20 protein-coding genes are annotated in these 19,418 nt (G+C 62.4%); 7 read left to right on the forward strand and 13 right to left on the reverse strand.

The features are described 5' to 3' along the window. Window positions 1–50: 50 nt before the first annotated feature. From J3P77_RS07820 to glcD, 5 genes are all read right to left on the reverse strand, one after another. Window positions 51–2,228, reverse strand: coding sequence for a malate synthase G (locus J3P77_RS07820; protein WP_434680881.1), 2,178 nt, complete (start codon window positions 2,226–2,228; stop codon window positions 51–53). A 209-nt stretch (window positions 2,229–2,437) separates the two neighbouring features. Beyond that, complete coding sequence (locus tag J3P77_RS07825) at window positions 2,438–2,845, reverse strand: heme-binding protein (RefSeq protein ID WP_434680883.1); 408 nt, start codon at window positions 2,843–2,845, stop codon at window positions 2,438–2,440. A 28-nt stretch (window positions 2,846–2,873) separates the two neighbouring features. Beyond that, a complete protein-coding gene (gene glcF / locus J3P77_RS07830) occupies window positions 2,874–4,097 on the reverse strand; it encodes a glycolate oxidase subunit GlcF (protein ID WP_434680884.1) in 1,224 nt (407 codons plus the stop codon). Window positions 4,098–4,100: 3 nt separating this feature from the next. Next, window positions 4,101–5,180 (reverse strand): glycolate oxidase subunit GlcE, encoded by a 1,080-nt coding sequence (gene glcE, locus J3P77_RS07835; RefSeq protein ID WP_434680886.1) that lies wholly within the window; start codon window positions 5,178–5,180, stop codon window positions 4,101–4,103. Then, window positions 5,180–6,679, reverse strand: coding sequence for a glycolate oxidase subunit GlcD (glcD, locus tag J3P77_RS07840; RefSeq protein WP_434680888.1), 1,500 nt, complete (start codon window positions 6,677–6,679; stop codon window positions 5,180–5,182). The genes glcE and glcD overlap by 1 nt, the downstream gene beginning before the upstream one ends. Before the next feature lie 262 nt (window positions 6,680–6,941). On the opposite strand from glcD, the gene glcC reads away from it, so the two are divergent. The 3 genes from glcC to hppD all read left to right on the forward strand — a co-directional run bounded on the left by glcC (window position 6,942) and on the right by hppD (window position 9,669). Further along, complete coding sequence (glcC, locus tag J3P77_RS07845; protein ID WP_434680890.1) at window positions 6,942–7,709, forward strand: transcriptional regulator GlcC; 768 nt, start codon at window positions 6,942–6,944, stop codon at window positions 7,707–7,709. Window positions 7,710–7,815: 106 nt separating this feature from the next. Beyond that, the gene (gene maiA, locus J3P77_RS07850; protein WP_434680892.1) at window positions 7,816–8,451 is read left to right on the forward strand and encodes a maleylacetoacetate isomerase; all 636 of its coding nucleotides are present in this window, start codon (window positions 7,816–7,818) and stop codon (window positions 8,449–8,451) included. 141 nt (window positions 8,452–8,592) lie between these two features. Then, complete coding sequence (gene hppD, locus J3P77_RS07855; RefSeq protein WP_434680894.1) at window positions 8,593–9,669, forward strand: 4-hydroxyphenylpyruvate dioxygenase; 1,077 nt, start codon at window positions 8,593–8,595, stop codon at window positions 9,667–9,669. 100 nt (window positions 9,670–9,769) lie between these two features. Here hppD and J3P77_RS07860 read toward each other — a convergent pair whose 3' ends face one another. Then, window positions 9,770–10,963, reverse strand: a complete 1,194-nt coding sequence (locus J3P77_RS07860; protein ID WP_434680896.1) for a benzoate/H(+) symporter BenE family transporter — start codon at window positions 10,961–10,963, stop codon at window positions 9,770–9,772. A gap of 188 nt (window positions 10,964–11,151) precedes the next feature. On the opposite strand from J3P77_RS07860, the gene J3P77_RS07865 reads away from it, so the two are divergent. Together J3P77_RS07865 and J3P77_RS07870 are read left to right on the forward strand one after the other, a co-directional pair. Continuing rightward, complete coding sequence (locus J3P77_RS07865) at window positions 11,152–11,754, forward strand: glutathione S-transferase family protein (RefSeq protein WP_434680897.1); 603 nt, start codon at window positions 11,152–11,154, stop codon at window positions 11,752–11,754. Window positions 11,755–11,834: 80 nt separating this feature from the next. Continuing rightward, a complete protein-coding gene (locus tag J3P77_RS07870; protein WP_434680899.1) occupies window positions 11,835–12,221 on the forward strand; it encodes a lysozyme inhibitor LprI family protein in 387 nt (128 codons plus the stop codon). 30 nt (window positions 12,222–12,251) lie between these two features. On the opposite strand, the gene J3P77_RS07875 is transcribed toward J3P77_RS07870, so the two are convergent. From J3P77_RS07875 to J3P77_RS07895, 5 genes are all read right to left on the reverse strand, one after another. Then, a complete protein-coding gene (locus J3P77_RS07875) occupies window positions 12,252–12,623 on the reverse strand; it encodes a glutaredoxin family protein (protein ID WP_434680901.1) in 372 nt (123 codons plus the stop codon). Between the two features lie 77 nt (window positions 12,624–12,700). Then, the gene (folE, locus tag J3P77_RS07880; protein ID WP_434680903.1) at window positions 12,701–13,246 is read right to left on the reverse strand and encodes a GTP cyclohydrolase I FolE; all 546 of its coding nucleotides are present in this window, start codon (window positions 13,244–13,246) and stop codon (window positions 12,701–12,703) included. Window positions 13,247–13,386: 140 nt separating this feature from the next. Continuing rightward, entirely contained in the window at window positions 13,387–13,944 is a 558-nt protein-coding gene (locus J3P77_RS07885; protein WP_434680905.1) for a Smr/MutS family protein, read from the reverse strand. 46 nt (window positions 13,945–13,990) lie between these two features. Then, window positions 13,991–14,311: a hypothetical protein gene (locus J3P77_RS07890; RefSeq protein WP_434680907.1), complete on the reverse strand. Its 321-nt coding sequence runs from the start codon at window positions 14,309–14,311 to the stop codon at window positions 13,991–13,993. A gap of 133 nt (window positions 14,312–14,444) precedes the next feature. Next, the gene (locus J3P77_RS07895) at window positions 14,445–15,035 is read right to left on the reverse strand and encodes a cysteine hydrolase family protein (RefSeq protein WP_434680909.1); all 591 of its coding nucleotides are present in this window, start codon (window positions 15,033–15,035) and stop codon (window positions 14,445–14,447) included. Window positions 15,036–15,282: 247 nt separating this feature from the next. Between J3P77_RS07895 and prmB the strand changes: the two genes are divergently transcribed. Continuing rightward, window positions 15,283–16,191 (forward strand): 50S ribosomal protein L3 N(5)-glutamine methyltransferase, encoded by a 909-nt coding sequence (gene prmB / locus J3P77_RS07900; RefSeq protein ID WP_434680911.1) that lies wholly within the window; start codon window positions 15,283–15,285, stop codon window positions 16,189–16,191. Window positions 16,192–16,257: 66 nt separating this feature from the next. Here prmB and J3P77_RS07905 read toward each other — a convergent pair whose 3' ends face one another. Both J3P77_RS07905 and J3P77_RS07910 read right to left on the reverse strand, forming a co-directional pair. After that, window positions 16,258–17,055 carry a hypothetical protein gene (locus J3P77_RS07905; protein WP_434680913.1) on the reverse strand — a complete coding sequence of 266 codons (798 nt, stop codon included), beginning with the start codon at window positions 17,053–17,055 and terminating at the stop codon, window positions 16,258–16,260. A 113-nt stretch (window positions 17,056–17,168) separates the two neighbouring features. Next, complete coding sequence (locus J3P77_RS07910) at window positions 17,169–18,176, reverse strand: alpha/beta hydrolase (RefSeq protein WP_434680914.1); 1,008 nt, start codon at window positions 18,174–18,176, stop codon at window positions 17,169–17,171. A 143-nt stretch (window positions 18,177–18,319) separates the two neighbouring features. Between J3P77_RS07910 and aroC the strand changes: the two genes are divergently transcribed. After that, on the forward strand, window positions 18,320–19,411 hold the full coding sequence (gene aroC, locus J3P77_RS07915) for a chorismate synthase (RefSeq protein WP_434680916.1): 1,092 nt from the start codon (window positions 18,320–18,322) through the stop codon (window positions 19,409–19,411). Window positions 19,412–19,418 lie beyond the last annotated feature (7 nt).

A 19,418-nucleotide genomic window follows, 5' to 3' on the forward strand; every position in this document is an offset into this window, starting at 1 on the left:
GAATTGTTGATCACCCTTGCGTACGTGTCCGCAACCTCAGCTGCGGCGGTTCAGCGACGCGCCTTGAACGTCAGCCGTGCGCGATGCAGCAACGGCTCCGTGTACCCGGCCGGCTGATCGCAACCCTCGAATACCAGCGCGCAAGCCGCCTGAAACGCCACCGACTCGTTGAAATCCGGGGCCATCGGCCGGTAGTGCGCGTCGCCGGCGTTCTGCTTGTCGACCACTTTGGCCATGCGCTCCAGAACACCCTGCACCTGTTCGCGGCTGACCACGCCGTGGCGTAGCCAGTTCGCCATGTGCTGGCTGGAAATGCGCAGCGTGGCACGGTCTTCCATGAGCCCGACATTATGAATATCCGGAACCTTGGAGCAGCCGATGCCCTGTTCGACCCAGCGAACCACATAACCGAGCAGTCCCTGCGCGTTGTTTTCCAGCTCCTCGCGAATCTGTTCCGGCGTCCACTGCGGGTCGGCAGCGACCGGGATCGTCAGCAGATCGTTGAGCAACCCGTCGCTCACCTCGGCGAGGTTCACTTGTTCAAGTTCCTGCTGAACAGCCCGCACGTCGACCTGGTGATAATGCAGCGCGTGCAACGTGGCGGCGGTGGGCGAGGGCACCCAGGCGGTGGTCGCGCCGGATTTCGGGTGGGCGATTTTCTGCTCAAGCATGTCCGCCATGCGATCCGGCATGGCCCACATGCCTTTGCCTATCTGCGCCCGACCGCGCAGACCGCAGGCCAGACCGACCAGCACATTGCTGCGCTCGTAGGCCTTTATCCACGGGGTGTTCTTCATGTCCGCCTTGCGCAGCACCGGCCCTGCGGCCATGCAGCTGTGAATCTCATCGCCGGTGCGGTCCAGGAAGCCGGTATTGATGAACGCAACCCGCGCCGAAGCGGCATTGATACAGGCCTTGAGGTTGACGCTGGTACGGCGCTCCTCGTCCATGATGCCCATCTTCACCGTATGGCGCGGCAGCTTGAGCAAGTCCTCGATGCGGCCGAACAGTTGATCGGCAAAGGCCACTTCATCCGGGCCGTGCATCTTGGGTTTGACGATGTAAATGCTGCCGGCCCGCGAATTGCCGCGCCGGCTCAGGTCGTGCAGGGCGATCAGGCTGGTAACCACGCCGTCGAGAATGCCTTCGGGAATGTCATGGCCTTCATGATCGACGATGGCCGGATTGCTCATGAGGTGCCCGACATTGCGCACGAACAGCAGCGAGCGCCCCGGAAGCTTCAACTCGCCACCGTTGGCGGCGTGGTAGGCGCGGTCCGGGTTCAGGCGGCGGGTCAGAGTCTTGCCGCCTTTGACCAGTGTTTCGGTCAGATCGCCTTTCATCAGCCCCAGCCAGTTGCGATAGACCGCCACTTTGTCGCCAGCGTCCACGGCAGCGACGGAGTCTTCGCAGTCGATAATGGTCGACAGCGCCGACTCCAGAAGCAGGTCCTTGATCCCGGTAACGTCGGTGCTGCCGATGGCGTGCTGAGGGTCGAACTGGATTTCAATGTGCAGGCCGTTGTTGCGCAGCACGATTGCACTCGGTTGCTCGGGGCGGCCCTGATAGCCGACGTATTTTTCCGGCTGGCGCAGTACGGTTTCGTTACCGTCGATCAGCTGGACGCGCAGTTGCCCGTCTGTAATCCGGTAGCTGCGTGCGGCGACATGGCTGCCAGAGGCCAGCGGCGCGGCCTGATCGAGCAGTTCTCGGGCGAACACAATGACCTTGGCGCCGCGCAGCGGGTTGTAACCGGCGCTGATCTCGGCGCCCTGCGAAGTCGAGATGGCATCGGTGCCATAAAGCGCGTCGTACAGCGATCCCCAGCGGGCATTGGCGGCATTCAGTGCGTAGCGAGCGTTGCTGGCCGGAACCACCAGCTGGGGCCCGGACTGCTCGCTGATTTCCAGGTCGATGTTGCAGGTGGTGGCCCGAACCTGCTCCGGAACGGGCTGCAGGTAGCCGATCGACTGTAGAAAATCGCGGTAGGCAGGCATATCGGTGACAGGCCCGGGATGCGCCGCATGCCACTTGTCCAGCTCGGCCTGCAGGCGGTCGCGCTCGGCCAGCAGCTCACGGTTGCGCGGTGCCAGCTCATGCACCAGCGCATCGAAACCTTCCCAGAACTCATCGACGGCAAGGCCAGTGCCGGGCAGCACTTCCTCGTCGATGAATCGTTGCAGTTCGACCGCGACGGTCAGGCGTTGGCACTTACAGAAATCGGTCATCAAAAGGCTCCTATAGGGTTGTTCTTCGAAGGCGGCAGCCTGTGTCATGCGCAGTCATGTGGGAGCGACCTCGGTCGCGAGGATGGTCAGAACAACAGATGTACTGTGTCGGGAACGCCGTCTTCGCCAGCAAGCTGGCTCCCACAGATACGGCAGGCTGTGTGATGCGCAGTCATGTGGGAGCGACCTTGGTCGCGGCCTCCCACATGTCAACCCGCATTCAGCGCCGCGACGCCTGCCTTCGCGACTTGCGCGTCCTGCTCGGCCTTGACGCCGGAGACGCCCACCGCGCCGATGACCTGGCCATCGACGATCACCGGAACGCCGCCTTCCAGGGAAGTCAGCAGCGGGGCGCTGAGGAACGCGGTGCGGCCGCCGTTGACCATCTCTTCGTAACCCTTGGATTCCCGACGCCCAAGCGCTGAAGTGCGGGCTTTTTCGATGGAGATATAGCTGCTGATCGCGCCCGCTTCATCCAGGCGTTCGAAGGCCAGCAGGTGCCCGCCGTCGTCGACAATCGCGATGGACACCGCCCAGCCCTGGGCGCTCGCTTCCTGGCGGGCGGCGGCGAGCATCAGGCTGACTTCGGTCTGGGTCAGTACGGCTTTGGTTTTCATGGACATCTCCGTGCAGGTGGTCAGGGTCTCAAGAATGGGTAAGCGCCTGGTCGACCAGTTCGATCCAGTGCCGCACCGGTGTGCGGTTCGCGCCCGCCAGGTGGGTCTGGCAACCGATGTTGGCGGTGGCGATAACCTCTGGCTTGCCGCTTTCAAGGGCATTCATCCGGTTGTCACGCAGTTGGCGTGCCAACTGCGGCTGAGTAATGGAATAGGTTCCCGCCGAACCGCAACACAAATGCCCGTCCGGCACTGCGGTGAGGTTGAAGCCAAGACGAGACAATACACGTTCCACCTCGCCACCGAGCTTCTGCGCATGTTGAAGGGTACAGGGGCAATGGAACGCCAGGCGCATATCGGTTTTCACGGCGAGGTCCTCAAGCGGCTGGTCGCGCATGAGTTCAACCAGATCCCTGGCGTGCGCACTGACCTGTGCAGCCTTGTCGGCGTAGTCCGAATCGTCGCGCAGCAGATGGCCGTAATCCTTGACGAAGGCGCCGCAGCCACTGGCCGTCTGGATGATCGCTTCGGCCCCGTTTTGCAGGGCGGGCCACCAGGCGTCGATATTGCGACGGGCCCGGGCGAGCCCGGCTTCCTGAGCATCAAGGTGATAGTCGACCGCGCCGCAGCACCCGGCTTCCCGCAGCGGGGTCACGCTGATTCCGAGGCGGTCCAGTACCCGGGCGGTTGCCGCATTGGTATTGGGGGACAGGCCGGGCTGCACGCAGCCTTCGAGCATCAGCACGCGACGCTCATGCCGTGGCGCGGGCCGTGTGCCGGGCGCGACAATTGCGTTCGGCAACTTGGCCTTCAGGCTGCCCGGCAGCAGCGGGCGAAATGTGTTGCCCAATTGCGTCAGGGATTTGAACAGCCCGGCGTCCGGCACTACGCGGCGCAGGCTCTCTCGCAGCAAGCGCTGGCCGAGTGAGCGCGGCACCGCGGCGTCCACCACGCTACGGCCGATATCCAGCAGGTTGTGATAGTCCACACCCGACGGGCAGGTCGTCTCACAGTTGCGACAGCTGAGGCAACGATCCAGATGCAGTTGGGTTTTTTCGGTGGGCGGGTTGCCTTCGAGCACCTGCTTGATCAGGTAGATGCGCCCGCGCGGGCCGTCCAGTTCGTCGCCCAGTAGTTGATAGGTCGGGCAGGTGGCGTTGCAGAAGCCGCAATGCACGCAACTGCGCAGAATGCGTTCGGCTTCCTCGGCGCGGTGCAGGTGCCTGGCCTGTTCGCTCAGTGTGGTCTGCATGGTTCAGAACTCCGCGTACATTCGGCCGGGGTTGAAAATACCTTTAGGGTCCAGCCGATTCTTGAGCTGTTGGTGATAGCGCAACAGCGGCCCTGCCAGCGGCGGGTAGGGATGCTCATCCTGACCGGGGCTGAAACAGGTAGCGTGGCCGCCGACGGCAGTGGCCAGGCCTCGAATCGTTTCGCCGCTGGCGTCGGATTTCAGCCAGCGCTGCGCGCCTCCCCAGTCGATCAGCTGGTCCCCGGGAAGCCGGAGCACTCCGGTGTTGTTTGGCACCGACAGGCGCCACAACGGGCGCGCGTCGAGGAAAAACGGCAGACGCTGTTCATTCAGCTCCTGCCAGTAAGCCGGGTCGGTGAGTTCACCGCCCAGACGCTCGTGGGCCGCCGCGACCGAGCCTTCACCACCTTCGAGTCGCAAGCGCAGCAGGCGGCCATCGTAGCTGGCGGCGCTGATCGGCACCGGTTGCTGGCCCCATTCCGCCAGGGCGTTCAGCGCCCGATCGGCGTCGAGTTCAAGGGTGACGCTGCTGCATGCTCGCGGTTTGGGCAGCACCTTGAGCGACACTTCAGTCAGCAGGCCGAGGCAGCCCAGACTGCCGGCCATCAGGCGCGAGACGTCGTAGCCGGCCACGTTTTTCATCACCTCGCCGCCAAAGCGCAGGTGTTTGCCGTGGCCGGTAATGACCCGAGTGCCGAGCACGTAATCACGCACCGAACCGCTCCATGGTCGGCGTGGGCCGGACAGACCGGCAGCCACCATTCCGCCCAGCGTCGCTTCGCTGCTTCCTGTCACCTCGCTGAAGCAGGGTGGCTCGCATGGCAGCATCTGCCCGGCCGCGTCGAGCGCTTGCATCAGCTCGGTCAACGGTGTCCCGGCGCGAGCGGTGATCACCAGTTCGGTCGGGTCGTAGCTGACGATGCCCCGGTGCTCGCGGGTTTCGATGATCTCACCCGCCACGTTGCGCCCCAGAAATGCTTTGCTGTTGCCGCCCTGAATGCGCAGTGGCGTGCTGTTGGCCAGCGCCTCGTTGACTTGCTGAAGCAATGCGCCGCTGGCGTCGAGATCTTCAGTCGTCGGCATCAGAAACGCTCCAGTTCAGGGAAGGGCAATTGCCCGGCATGGATGTGCATGGCACCGAATTCGGCGCAGCGGTGCAGGGTCGGAATGTTCTTGCCGGGGTTGAGCAGGCCGTTGGCGTCGAAAGCGGCCTTGATGGCATGAAACAGCTGCAACTCGTCGCTGTTGAACTGCGCGCACATCTGATTGATTTTTTCCCGGCCGACCCCGTGCTCGCCGGTAATGCTGCCGCCGACCTTGACGCACAGTTCCAGAATCTTTCCGCCCAGCGCTTCCGCGCGTTCCAGTTCGCCGGGCTGGTTGGCGTCGAACAGGATCAGTGGGTGCATATTGCCGTCACCGGCGTGGAACACGTTGGCGACCTGCAGACCGTATTCCCCGGACAATTCGGCGATGCCGCGCAACACGCCCGGCAGTTCGCGACGCGGGATGGTGCCGTCCATGCAGTAATAATCCGGCGACAGACGACCCACCGCCGGAAACGCATTCTTGCGTCCCGCCCAGAAGCGAACCCGCTCGGCTTCGTCCCTGGCCTGACGCACCTCGGTGGCGCCGGCGCGGGTCAGCACCTCGCGCACCCGGTCGCAGTCGGCGTGGACGTCGGCTTCGACCCCGTCCAGTTCGCAGAGCAGAATGGCCTCGGCGTCCACCGGATAACCCGCATGAATGAAATCTTCCGCCGCCCGGATCGCCAGGTTGTCCATCATCTCCAGGCCGCCGGGGATGATCCCGGCGGCGATGATATCGCCCACGGCGCGACCGGCCTTTTCCACCGAATCGAACGCTGCCAGCAGCACTTTGGCAACCTGCGGCTTGGGCAGGAGTTTGACCGTGACTTCCGTGATGATACCCAGCATCCCTTCGGAGCCGGTGAACAGTGCCAGCAGATCGAAACCGGGAGAATCCAGCGCATCGCTGCCCAGGGTCATGCGCTCGCCTTCGACGGTAAGAATCTCGACCTTGAGCAGGTTATGGACAGTCAGGCCGTATTTGAGGCAATGCACGCCGCCGGCGTTTTCCGCGACGTTGCCACCGATCGAGCACGCGATCTGCGAGGAAGGGTCCGGCGCGTAATACAGGCCGTGAGGCGCTGCCGCCTGAGAAATGGCAAGGTTGCGCACGCCGGGCTGAACACGGGCAAGGCGCGCGGCGGGGTCGATTTCCAGAATCTGGTTGAAGCGCGCCATGACCAGCAGTACGCCTTGTTCCAGCGGCAGCGCGCCGCCCGACAGGCCAGTGCCAGCGCCACGGGCGACGACCGGAACGCCGCGCTGGTGGCAGAGCTTGAGCAGCGTCTGCACTTGCTCGATGTGCCGGGGCAGGGCAACCAGCATCGGCGTGGTGCGATAGGCCGAAAGGCCGTCGCACTCGTACGGCCTGAGCTCTTCGAGACGGTGCAGGATATCCAGGTCAGGCAGTTGCCGATGCAATTCATCAAGCAGCTGCTGCTTATCGACAACCGGCAGGGGGGCGTCGATACGTTCGTCGTAGAGAATATTCATGTGCAACCCAGTGTTGTTTTTATCGGGCTAGCGGTTGTCTTGCATGATTGGCGTTCGCGGCGGTAGTGTCCATGGCTGATGCGCGTGGTCGAACCAGTTTCTAAAACGCTGCACGTCACTTTCGCGGCAAAAGTTCTTGTAGAACATGAGGTTGAGAAGGGGCCGCTGGGCACATGGACCTGTGGTCCAGCTGGTCATACCAGTGATGAGTGCGGGATGTCGCCAGCATTCACTGCTAAGAATTATCGGACAGGAGCGCTCCATGGACACTGTTTCAGACAAGCGGCCCACGCAGGTCGCCGACGTCGTTTGCGAACGCATAGAACGGCTGATCGTGGATGGCGTGCTTAAAGTAGGCCAGTTGCTCCCTTCCGAAAGGCGTCTGACCGAAAAGCTCGGCGTGTCGCGGACGGCGTTGCGTGAGGGTCTGAAAATCCTCCGGGTTCGGGGCATCATCGAAACCACACAGGGCAAGGGATCGATCGTGGCGCGGATGAACGCTCATCCGCCAGCCTCGCCGCTGATGCATCTTTTCGCATCCCAGCCGCGCACGCTGTTTGACCTGTTTGAAGTACGCAGCCTGCTGGAGGGTGAATCGGCGCGCCTCGCCGCGTTGCGCGGCACCGACGCCGATTTCGTGCTCATCACCCGCAGCTACGACGCGCTGGTCGCCGCTCAGGATAACGACCTGACCCCCGGCGAACACGCACGGCTGGATCACGCGTTTCACTTGGCGATATGCGAAGCGTCGCACAACCCGGTGCTGGTGCAAACGCTGCGGTCGTTGACTGACCTGCTGCTCAACACGGTGTTCGCGTCAGTCAACAATCTCTACCACCGCGCACCGCAAAAGCGCCAGATCGATCGCCAGCATGCCCGCTTGTACAACGCTGTGACGGGCCGTCTGCCGGAGCAGGCGCGCAAGGCGGCACTGGCGCATATCCAGAGCATCTGCGAAAACCTGCGGGAAATCGAAAACGAAGAGCAACGGCTGGTGCGGTCCACGTTGCGGCTTGAAGGCTGGACCTGACCGCCATCCGGACGCGCAGTCTGGTAACACCTTGACAAGCCGACGCCGCTGCCGCAGTTTACGCATCACGTAATCGGTTTACGAAAAATAAAAACAGGCATCCAGCGTGGACCTATTCACTTACTATCGCTCGACCTCCAGCTACCGCGTCCGCATCGCGCTGGCCCTCAAGGGGCTGGACTGCAATGCGATCCCTGTGAACCTTGTGCGCGAGGGCGGCGAGCAACACCAGCCTCGGTTCCGTGCGGTCAATCCGCAGGGCAGGGTGCCGGCCCTGAGGCTGGACGGTGGCCAAGTGCTGACCCAGTCCTGCGCCATTATCGAATACCTCGAAGAGCGCTATCCGCAACCGCCGTTGCTGGGCACGGATCTGGTGCTGCGCGCCCGGCAACGCGCGGTCGCGGCGTTGATCGGTTGCGACATCCATCCGTTGCACAACGTGTCGGTCCTCAATCGTTTGCGCGGTTTGAAGCACGATGAGGCAACAGTGAGCGACTGGATCACGCACTGGATAAGCGAAGGCTTGACGGCGGTGGAGCAGTTGATCGATGGCCATCCGTTCTGCTTTGGCGAGTCGCCGAGCGTGGCGGACGTCTATCTGCTGCCGCAGCTGTACGCGGCGCGACGTTTCAATGTCGATCTTGCACCTTATCCCCGTATCCTTCGGGTTCAAGCCAGTGCTTCGGACCACCCGGCATTTCGTATCGCGCACCCTGATGCGCAACCTGACAAGCCGGAGTAGGCTGAAGTCATGAAAATTCTTGGCCTGCAATTGATCTTTGGTGACTTCCTCGCACGCAGCGTGCGGGGTATACCCTGCGCGCCGCCCGCAGGATTGTGATTCGTCGCTTACGCACTTTCACTTTCCTGCAAGGAGCCAGTCATGGCTGATCTATACGAAAACCCAATGGGCCTTATGGGCTTCGAGTTCATCGAGTTCGCGTCGCCCACTCCCGGGGTGCTGGAACCCGTCTTCGAAATGATGGGGTTCACCAAAGTCGCGGTCCATCGCTCCAAGGACGTGGTGCTCTATCGCCAGGGCGCGATCAACCTGATCCTCAATAACGAGCCGCATAGCCTCGCCTCCTACTTTGCCGCTGAGCATGGGCCGTCGGTGTGCGGCATGGCGTTTCGCGTCAAGGATTCGCACAAGGCCTACAAGCGCGCGCTGGAGCTGGGCGCGCAACCGGTCGAGATCGCCACCGGCCCAATGGAGCTGCGCCTGCCGGCCATCAAAGGCATCGGCGGCGCGCCGCTGTATCTCATCGACCGGTTCGGCGAAGGCACCTCGATCTACGACATTGATTTCAATTTCATCGAAGGCGTGGACCGCCAGCCTGTCGGCGCAGGGCTGAAATTCATCGACCACCTCACCCACAACGTCTATCGCGGTCGCATGGCCTACTGGGCCAGCTTTTACGAGCGGCTGTTCAACTTCCGCGAGCTGCGCTATTTCGATATCAAGGGCGAGTACACGGGCCTTACGTCCAAGGCCATGAGCGCTCCGGACGGCATGATCCGTATCCCGCTCAACGAGGAATCATCCAAGGGCGCCGGGCAGATCGAAGAGTTTCTGATGCAGTTCAACGGCGAGGGCATTCAGCACGTCGCCTTTTTCACCGATGACCTGATCAAGACCTGGGATGCGCTGAAAGCGACCGGTATGCGCTTCATGACCGCGCCGCCGGACACCTACTACGAAATGCTTGAAGGTCGTTTGCCGGGCCATGGCGAGCCGGAAGCCGAGCTCAAGTCACGCGGCATTCTGCTCGATGGCAGCTCCGCCAATGGCGAGCAACGGCTGCTGTTGCAGATATTCTCCGAAACCCTCATGGGGCCTGTGTTCTTCGAGTTCATCCAGCGCAAGGGCGATGACGGGTTTGGCGAAGGCAACTTCAAGGCGCTGTTCGAATCCATCGAGCGCGACCAGATCAAGCGCGGCGTGCTGATGACCGAATAAATACAGATCCTGTGGGAGCGAGCTTGCTACGACGTACTGGCAGCCGACATATTCGTGTCGTTTTACCGGCCTCGTCGCGGGCAAGCGCGCTCCTACGGTTTCACACGGGACGGCGGCTGTTGAGAATCAGCATCGTCACCGCGCCCGCCACTATTCCCCAGAACGCCGAGCCTATCGAGAACAGCGTCAGACCCGAAGCGGTGACCATGAACGTGATCAGTGCCGCTTCGCGTTCGCTGGGCTCGCTCATGGCCACGGTCAGGCCGTTGATGATCGAACCGAACAGCGCCAGCGCGGCAATCGACAGCACCAGCTCCTTGGGGAATGCAGCGAACAGCGCCGCCAGCGTGGCGCCGTAGAGCGCGGCAATGGCGTAGAAAATCCCGCACCAGACGGCCGCGGTATAGCGTTTGTTCTTGTCCTCATGCGCATGCGGGCCGGTGCAGATGGCGGCACTGATGGCTGCCAGATTGATACCGTGGCAACCAAAGGGCGCGGTCACCAGTGAAGCGATGCCGGTGACAGTGATCAGCGGCGAGGAAGGCGTGTCGTAGCCATCGGCGCGCAGGACCGCCATGCCGGGCATGTTCTGCGAGGTCATGGCGACAACGAACAGAGGAATACCGATGCTGATCGTGGCGGCTATGGAAAAACTCGGCGTGGTCCAGACCGGCGCCGCCAGTTCCAGGGCAAAGCCGTTGAAATTCAGCAGCCCCAGCAGGCCCGCTAGCACCACGCCAACCGTCAGCGCCGCCAGCACCGCATAACGCGGCGACAGTCGTTTGACGATTAGGTAGGTGAAGAACATCCCCAGCACCAGCGCGGTACGATGCTGGGCCGCGATGAAAATCTCACTGCCGATCTTGAACAGAATTCCTGCCAGCAAGGCGGCCGCCAGCGAAGCCGGCAGGCGTCTGACCAGGCGTTCGAAGCTGCCGGTCAGGCCGCAGATCGTTACGAGAATCGCGCTGGTGATGAACGCGCCAATCGCCTCCGGGTAGCTGACGCCGCCCAGGCTGGTGATCAGCAATGCCGCGCCGGGCGTGGACCAGGCCACGGTGACAGGGGTGCGGTAGCGCAATGACAGGCCGATGCTGCACACCGCCAGGCCGATGAACAGTGACCATAACCAGGATGAAATCTGCCCCTCGGTAAGGCCGGCGGCTTGCCCCGCCTGAAATATCAGCACCAGCGAGCTGGTGCAGCCGGTCATCATGGCGATGAAACCGGCGACCACGGCCGAAGGCGAGGTGTCGGCCAGAGGGCGGAGCGGCGCCTTCAGGATCTCGGTCATGTGGCGATTCCTTGAGAACATGCGTTGCAGATCGGTCCTGAGCCTAAACGCATGTGACGGCGGCGCTACGATACAGCGATTCTGAGAATCGCCATTACAGTTGCGCTCAACTCGTCACTGGACATTGCGGTGCCAGTCGACGCAGCATTGGCGCGTTCAAAAACAGGGATTTCGAAGAGGGCAGGGCGATGTACAAAGTGTATGGGGACTACAACTCGGGCAACTGCTACAAGATCAAATTGATGCTCGGCCTGCTGGGTGCGGCCTGCGAGTGGGTGCCGGTGGATGTTCTCAAGGGCGAAACCCGGACCCAGGCGTTCCTCGACAAGAATCCCAACGGCAAGATTCCGGTTCTGGAACTCCAAGACGGTACCTGTCTGTGGGAGTCCAATGCGATCCTCAACTTTCTGGCCGACGGCACGGCTTATCTGCCGAGCGAGCCGCGCCTGCGCACGCAGGTGTTGCAGTGGCAGTTCTTCGAGCAGTACAGCCACGAGCCTTCGATTGCCGTAGCCCGTTTCATCGAATTCTATCTGGGTATGCCGGCTGACCGGGCCGATGAGTATCGGGCGCTGCAGAAATCCGGGCATCGCGCGCTCGCGGTGATGGAGCATCAGCTCAAGCGCACGCCCTTTCTGGTTGGCGAAACGCTTACCATCGCCGACATCGCCTTGTACGCCTATACCCATGTGGCGCATCAGGGCGGCTTCGATCTGGCTTCTTATCCAGGCATCATCCAGTGGTTGCAGCGTGTGCGCGAGCAGCCGGGTTACGTGGGCATGCTGGACTGACGTCAGCGCGCGCCCATCGCCGTTTTACAGTCGCCCGCACTTGGCTCACCAGTGCGGGCTCGATCCATAGGGAGATGTTCATGCGATTTTCAATAGTGATTCTGGCGGCGCTGATGGCGCTTGGTATTGGCTGTTCAGCCCAGGCGCAGGACTGCGACGCCAGTCAGGCGAGCATGAATCAATGCGCAGCCAAAGAGCTGTCGACGCTCGATGGGCAGCTCAACAAACATTACAAGGCGCAGATGGCCTGGCTCACGGATCCGGCAAAGAAACAGGCCTTGAAAGACGCACAGCTCAAGTGGATAGCGTTTCGCGACGCTGACTGCGGTTATGTGGCCGGCAAGGCTCAGGATGGCGGTTCGATGTGGCCACTTGTGCAGTCCCAATGCCTGACGAAGCACACCCGGTTACGTGTGAAGCAGCTGGAAGATTACGTGGCCTGCCGCGAGGAAGGCTGCCCGCGCTGAGCGCAGGCGGCAACCTAGAGTCGAGGCTGATCAGGCCGCGTTGAAGCGCTGATCGAGGTAGTCGATGATCGCCTTCGATTCGTACATCCAGGTGGTCTTGCCGTTTTCCTCGATACGCAGGCAAGGCACCTTTACCCGGCCGCCGCCTGCCAGCAGCGCCTGGCGATCGGCCTCGTTGTTCTTCGCATCCTTCAAGGCCACGGGCACATTGAGGCGACGTAACGCGCGACGCGTCTTCACGCAGAACGGGCAGGCGTGAAACTGATACAGAGCCAGCCCTTTGGCCGATGCGTCGACGGCGGCCTGAGCCTGCGGATCGCGCTGCTTCTTGCCCGGACGGGTCAGGAAGTCGCCAACGATAATGAGCTGGCCAAGGCCAACCCTGAGCGCTTTCATGAACACGGTTGCAACTCCTGCGAATCACGAGGACAGATCGTCGGCCGGTTCCGGCTGGCAGCCAGCGGCACCGACCGGCCGGCTCATTTGATGAGGCTGAGGAACTCGCTGCGGGTAGCGGCGTTTTCACGGAACTCACCCAGCATCACCGACGTGATCATCGCTGAATTCTGCTTTTCGACACCGCGCATCATCATGCACATGTGCTGAGCTTCGATCACCACCGCAACGCCAAGCGCGCCGGTGACCTTCTGGATGGCCTCGGCGATCTGGCGGCTGAGGTTTTCCTGGATCTGCAGACGGCGCGCGTACATGTCGACGATGCGCGCGACCTTGGACAGGCCCAGCACCTTGCCGCTCGGGATGTAGGCGACATGCGCCTTGCCGATGAAGGGCAGGAGGTGGTGCTCGCACAGCGAATACAGCTCGATGTTCTTGACCATCACCATTTCGCTTGCGTCAGAGCTGAACAGCGCGCCGTTGGTGACTTCTTCGAGCGTCTGCTCGTAGCCGCGACACAGGTACTGCATGGCTTTGGCGGCACGCTTGGGCGTATCGCGCAGACCTTCGCGCGAGACGTCTTCGCCCAATTGACCCAATATCGCGGTGTAATTCTGTTCCAGTGTCACAGGGCTGTGTTTCCGTGTGGGTTCGATGAACGCAAGGGCAGAGCCCTCGCCGAGGCGCACATACTAGCGTAGCAATGGCCGCAGGGGTACGACATACGCGTAAATCAGGCGACCATGAACTGCCAGCAGTGCGTTGGCCGCTATTCGTCGCGGCCTTCCATCATTGTGCGCCTGAGCATGACGTACACCGCGCCGGCTCCGCCGTGTTTGGCCAGACAGGAGCAGAAGCCCAGCACCTGCGGGTGCTGGCGCAGCCAGGTGTTGACGTGGCTCTTGATCATCGGCCGCTTGCCGTCCAGCCGCACCGCCTTGCCGTGGGTGACCCGAACACAGCGGATCTCCAGTCGGGTGGCTTCCGCCAGAAACTCCCAAAGCGTTTCGCGCGCCAGCTCGACGCTCATGCCGTGCAGGTCCAGGCTGCCTTCGAAGCTGATCTGGCCCAGCTTGAGCTTGCGCATCTGGCCTTCCTGCACGCCGTCGCGCGCCCAGTTCAGGACGTCTTCGGGGCCGACATCGATCACGAATTGATCGGACAATCCATCGACAGTCACCGAATCGGTTCGGACCGTGGCCGACTGGCGCAGTTTGGCCAGCAGCTTGCGATCGGTTTTCGGTTTGCCGACATCGGCGTGCTCATGCTTGAGCGGCTTGACGCCACGCGTCTCGTTTCGGAACAGGGAAAAATCGTCGTCTTGCATGGGGCCTCCGCGTAGGACGCCAGTCTAACCGCGCGGGGCAGGATGGTCAGTCGTGTTTTTTCATCAGGTGCGCCGACATGCTCAAGCCATGGGCCTGACGGCTACGCCGGCGGCAACGGCGCCACAGCGCTATTCCCAGATACAGCACGAACAACCCGATGACCCCGATCACGGCAGCGCCGCCGGGGCTGGCGCTCAGGTCGCCAATTGCCTGTGGGTGGCCGATAAGCCCCAATACTCCGGCCAACAGGAGCAGTACACCGGAGACCGCGAGCAGGACAGCAATGGTACTGACGATGCGCCTCCCCCAGTTACGCTGGCCTTTGGGACGCAGGCGGCGAGCGTCAAAACCGTCGGATATTTTCATTCCGCTATCCTCGGAGGGTATCGGCGGTCTGACCGGGCGAGGCGGCCGGGGTTCCCCGGCACGGGCTGCGCAGGTGAGGTAACGGATAGGCGGTTATCTCGACCGGTCCACGCCGTCACCCCGAAACAGCGGGTCAGATCAGGTCCCGGGTCAAGGCCAGGGTCGCGAAGTTGTCGGCCATGATCGCCATCTCGGTACGGTGTACGACCTGGGCGCTGACCACGCCATCGGCGCTGGGCAGGTCCCGAGTGGCACAGGCATCGTCGACCAGCGTACAGCGATAGCCGTAATCCTTGGTCGCGCGTACCGTCGTGCTGATGCTCGAATGGCTCATGAATCCACACACGACCAGGTCCAGGTGCCCAAGGCTCTGGAGCAACTCGTGCAGGCCGGTGCCGTTGAACGCATTGGGCAGTCGTTTTTCCACCAGATGCTCGTCACCTTGCGGCACCAGCTCCGGCACTAGTTGGCCACGTTCGCCTTGAGGGTCGAACAGCCCGCCCACGGTACCCAGGTGGCGTACATGCACGATAGGACATTTGACCGCTCGTGCCTTGGCCACCAGAAGACCGATGTTGGCCAGTGCTTCGTCGATGCCGGTCAGCGCCAGCGGGCCGCTGAGATATTCCTTCTGGGCGTCGATGATAATCAACGTGGCGTTGCTCAGGCTGGCCTGCGCATGAACACGGCCGCTGAGTTGAAACATGGTCTTGATGGGGGACATCCCGGGGCTCCTTGGGGTGGGGCTTTTGTGCCATTGTCCTCTGGCTGAGGCATTCTGGGAATGGGAACCATCGCAGGCCGCGGCTTTTCTGGGCTGCGGAGCATTTTCGGGCTCTGGCTGCTGGCGGTTTGCCTTGATGATGCGACCTGAATGATAGAAACTTCCACCCCGCCCGAATGCGAACGCCGCATCGTTGATACAGTTCCGGATCCGCCGACAGGCCAGCCGTTCCCCAAGGAGTTAGCCCATGATCACCTCCCGTTTGCGCACCGTGCGCGACCATATCCGTTGGGCTGTCAGCCGATTCCATGAAGAAGACGTGTTTTTCGGTCACGGTACCGACAACGCTTGGGACGAAGCGCGGCAGCTGGTGCTCGGAGCCCTGCATTTGCCATGGGAAATCGCCGACAGCTATCTGGACTGCCGCCTCGAACTCGACGAGATCGCCGAGTTGCAGAAGCTGATCAAGCGTCGTATCGACGAGCGCGTGCCGACCCCGTATCTCCTGGGTGAAGCCTGGTTCTGCGGTATGTCGTTCATCGTCGACGATCGCGTACTGATCCCGCGCTCGCCCATCGCCGAGCTGATCGAAGAACGGTTCGCGCCCTGGCTGGCGAACGACCCTGCGCGCATCCTGGACCTGTGCACCGGGTCGGGCTGTATCGGCATCGCCTGCGCTGACGTGTTCCCTGATGCCGAAGTGGTACTGGCGGACCTGTCCTACGACGCTCTGGAGGTCGCCAACCAGAACATCGAGCGGCATGGCGTCGAAGACCGCGTCTTCACTGTGCAGGGTGACGGCTTCGAAGGCCTGCCGGGTCAGCGTTTCGACCTGATCGTCTCCAACCCGCCATACGTGGACGCGGAAGATTTCGCCGACATGCCCGATGAGTACCAGCATGAGCCGGAGCTGGCGCTGGCATGTGGCAGTGACGGATTGAATCTGGTGCGGCGCATGCTGAGCGAGGCTGCCGATCACCTGACCGAGAAAGGTCTGCTGATTGTCGAGGTCGGCAACAGTCAGGTTCACGTCCAGGCGCTTTATCCTGAAGTCGACTTCGCGTGGCTCGATTTCCAGCGCGGCGGGCACGGCGTATTCATGCTAACGGCGCAGCAGTGCCGCGACCATCAGGCGCTCTTTGCTTCGCGGGTCTGAGTACTTGCTTGAAGAGTCTGGGGGGCTTGAATAGCGGGGCTGACGCCAGCCCCGCCTCGCAACGCATCAGCGGTGGGTCGCGATCCAGATCAGCAGACCGGCCTGGAATACGGCGAAAGTCACCAGACAGGCGATGGTGAAACGCAGGCCGCTGTCCTCACGCTTGTATTTGTTGACCCGATCCTCATGCTTGCGAATCGTCACTTCCTGCTCGGCCAGGTTCTGCTCGGCCTTTTCCAGCATTTGCGACGCTTCGAGAATCTCGATGATCTGCACTTTGTCGGTGTTCCAGGTGCTGTGCAGGTTGCCGACGTGGACATCCTTGATGCTGCCCTTCATGTGTTGCGCGTCGGCGTACACCACTTCGAAACCCAAAGTACGCAGGAAGTGATCCCGACGTAGCCGGGTATCTTCGTTCAGGCCGTCCTTGCTCGCCAGCGCAACGCCTTCGATCTTGTAGGACGACCACTTCTTCTGCGCCCAATGCACCACGTGGGCAATCAGGAACCGGCCGATTCCCCGATTCCAGGGCTCGATCTGCAAGCCCGATTCGGGACCGAAGCGTACGGCGCGCTTCTGGTGATCGACCCAGATATCCAGGTTGTTCTGTTCCTTGCGAACCCGCTGGCCTGGCAACTGAACATTGATGCGCAGCAGGCTGAGTTCCTTACTGTGGCGCTCGGCGCGGCCGAACTGCACGAAGCGCAACGGCCGTCCGCCGGTGGCTCTGTCGGTCGGCAACGGCGACAGGCGCAGCATCTGGAAGTGCTCGGGCTGCACGTCTTCCCAAGGCAGCAGAGGTTGCGCGGCTTCGGTCTTGGCGGCGTCTTCGGCGGTGTCGGTCATGGTAGTGGTGTCGGTCATTAACGGTGATCCTGTCCTTGGCGCTGTGCAGCAAACACAGCGCCAGCAAATCGCTATCGGCCAGGATCGCGGAGTCTGAAGGGCCGATCGAGATTTCTCGGCCCACACTCCTTTCAGCTGCGAGGCAGCGCCTCGATGAAGCGCAGGATCCGCGTCGTGAGCTCGTCGGCGAGCGGCGCGGTCGGGTTGCGATACGACAACATCTGCTGTTCAAGATCGTCGGGCACGATGCGAAATACATGGTTCATGCCGTCGATCAGCGCCAGCTCCGCATCCGGTCGCGCCTTGTGCAGCAGCAGGGCGTCGCGCACGCCGACCTGTATGTCGTTACGGCCCTGGACGATCAGCGCCGGCATCTTCAGGCGGCCGAACGCTGCCGCCGGGTCCTGTTGAAACAGCGAAATCAGATAGGGCTGTACGCTGGGCCGGAACACGACCTGCAGCTCCGCAGGCACTTGATCGTCGGTTTCGCCGGCTTTGAGGATGTCGAGCAGCTGATTGCCACGCTGCAGCAGCTCCGGCGGCAGGCGTTCCTGAAACTGTTCGCGCAGCACCTGATCCACCGGGCGCCCTGTGCCAGCTACCGAAATCACTGCGGCCGCACCGGCTTTTTCCGCCGCCAGCGTAGCCACCAGCGCGCCTTCGCTGTGGCCCAGCAGGATCAACTGACTCAAGCGCGAGTTGGCCCGCAGCTTCTGCGCCCAGGCCTGCACGTCGGCGACGTAGCGTTCGACGCTCAGGTCGCGCTCGTCCGGCGTGGCCGCCTTGCTGGCCGCCACGCCGCGTTTGTCGTAACGCACACTGGCGATGTTGTGCTGCGCCAGAACGACCGCCAGCCGCTTGAGGTTGTTGTTGCGTCCGCCTTCAGGGTTGTTGCCGTCCCGATCGGTCGGCCCGGAGCCGGCAATGATCAGCACCACCGGCACCGGCTTGCTCGACTTGGGCAGCAGCAGTGTGCCGAACAGTTGCCCATCGTCGGTATCCAGCGTAATCGGGCGTTGCACCACGTCGGGTGTTGCAGCCTGGGTCGGACCGGCCAGCACGGCCAGGGGCAGGGCGAGCATCACGGCGAGGATTCGCAGGGGCTTGAGGAGCAGGAGCGGGGAAATACCGGATAACATCGCAAGGCCATCATTGGTTCGGGTGAGGCTTGGACGCATCCCCGCGCAGAAGGTTCGAGGATGATCTGCGCGTCCAGCCTGCGTATACTGGCGCGCTCGATTTGATCGAACTGGTCCTTTAGCTGATTTCTCGGAGCGCCCGCATGTCCGGCAACACTTTCGGCAAGCTGTTCACTGTCACCACCGCCGGCGAAAGCCACGGCCCGGCGCTGGTCGCTATCGTTGACGGCTGCCCGCCGGGGGTCGAGCTCTCCCTTGAGGATCTGCAGCGCGACCTGGACCGGCGCAAGCCCGGCACCAGTCGTCACACCACCCAGCGCCAGGAGGCCGACGAGGTCGAGATCCTTTCCGGCGTGTTCGAGGGCAAGACCACTGGTGCGTCCATCGGTCTGTTGATTCGCAACACCGATCAGAAGTCCAAGGACTACTCGGCGATCAAGGACTTGTTCCGACCGGCTCACGCCGACTACACCTACCACCACAAATACGGCATTCGCGACTACCGCGGCGGCGGCCGCAGTTCGGCGCGGGAAACCGCCATGCGCGTTGCAGCGGGTGCCATCGCCAAGAAATACCTGGCGACCCAAGGCATCGTGATCCGCGGCTACATGAGCCAGCTGGGTCCGATCCAGATTCCATTCAAGACCTGGGAGTCGGTCGAGCAGAATGCGTTCTTCTGCCCGGACCCGGACAAGGTTGCCGAGCTTGAGGCCTACATGGACCAGCTGCGTCGCGACCAGGATTCGGTTGGCGCGAAGATCACCGTGGTCGCCGAGGGCGTCAAGCCGGGTCTGGGCGAGCCGATCTTCGACCGCCTCGATGCCGAACTGGCCCACGCGCTGATGAGCATCAACGCGGTGAAGGGCGTGGAGATCGGTGCCGGTTTCGATTGCGTGGCGCAGCGTGGCACCGAGCATCGTGACGAGCTGACCCCTCAGGGTTTTCTGTCCAATCAGTCGGGTGGCATTCTGGGCGGCATTTCTTCCGGGCAGCCGATTATCGCCCACCTGGCGCTCAAGCCGACGTCCAGCATCACCACGCCGGGCCGCTCCATCGATGTTGACGGCCAGCCGGCCGACGTCATCACCAAAGGTCGCCACGATCCTTGCGTCGGTATCCGTGCCACGCCGATTGCCGAAGCGATGATGGCGATCGTGTTGCTGGACCATCTGTTGCGTCACCGCGGGCAGAACGCCGACGTGCGCGTGACCACGCCTGTGCTGGGCCAGCTGTAATGACCGC

This window comes from Pseudomonas sp. R1-18 (genome assembly GCF_051132095.1).
Classification (GTDB): Bacteria; Pseudomonadota; Gammaproteobacteria; order Pseudomonadales; family Pseudomonadaceae; genus Aquipseudomonas.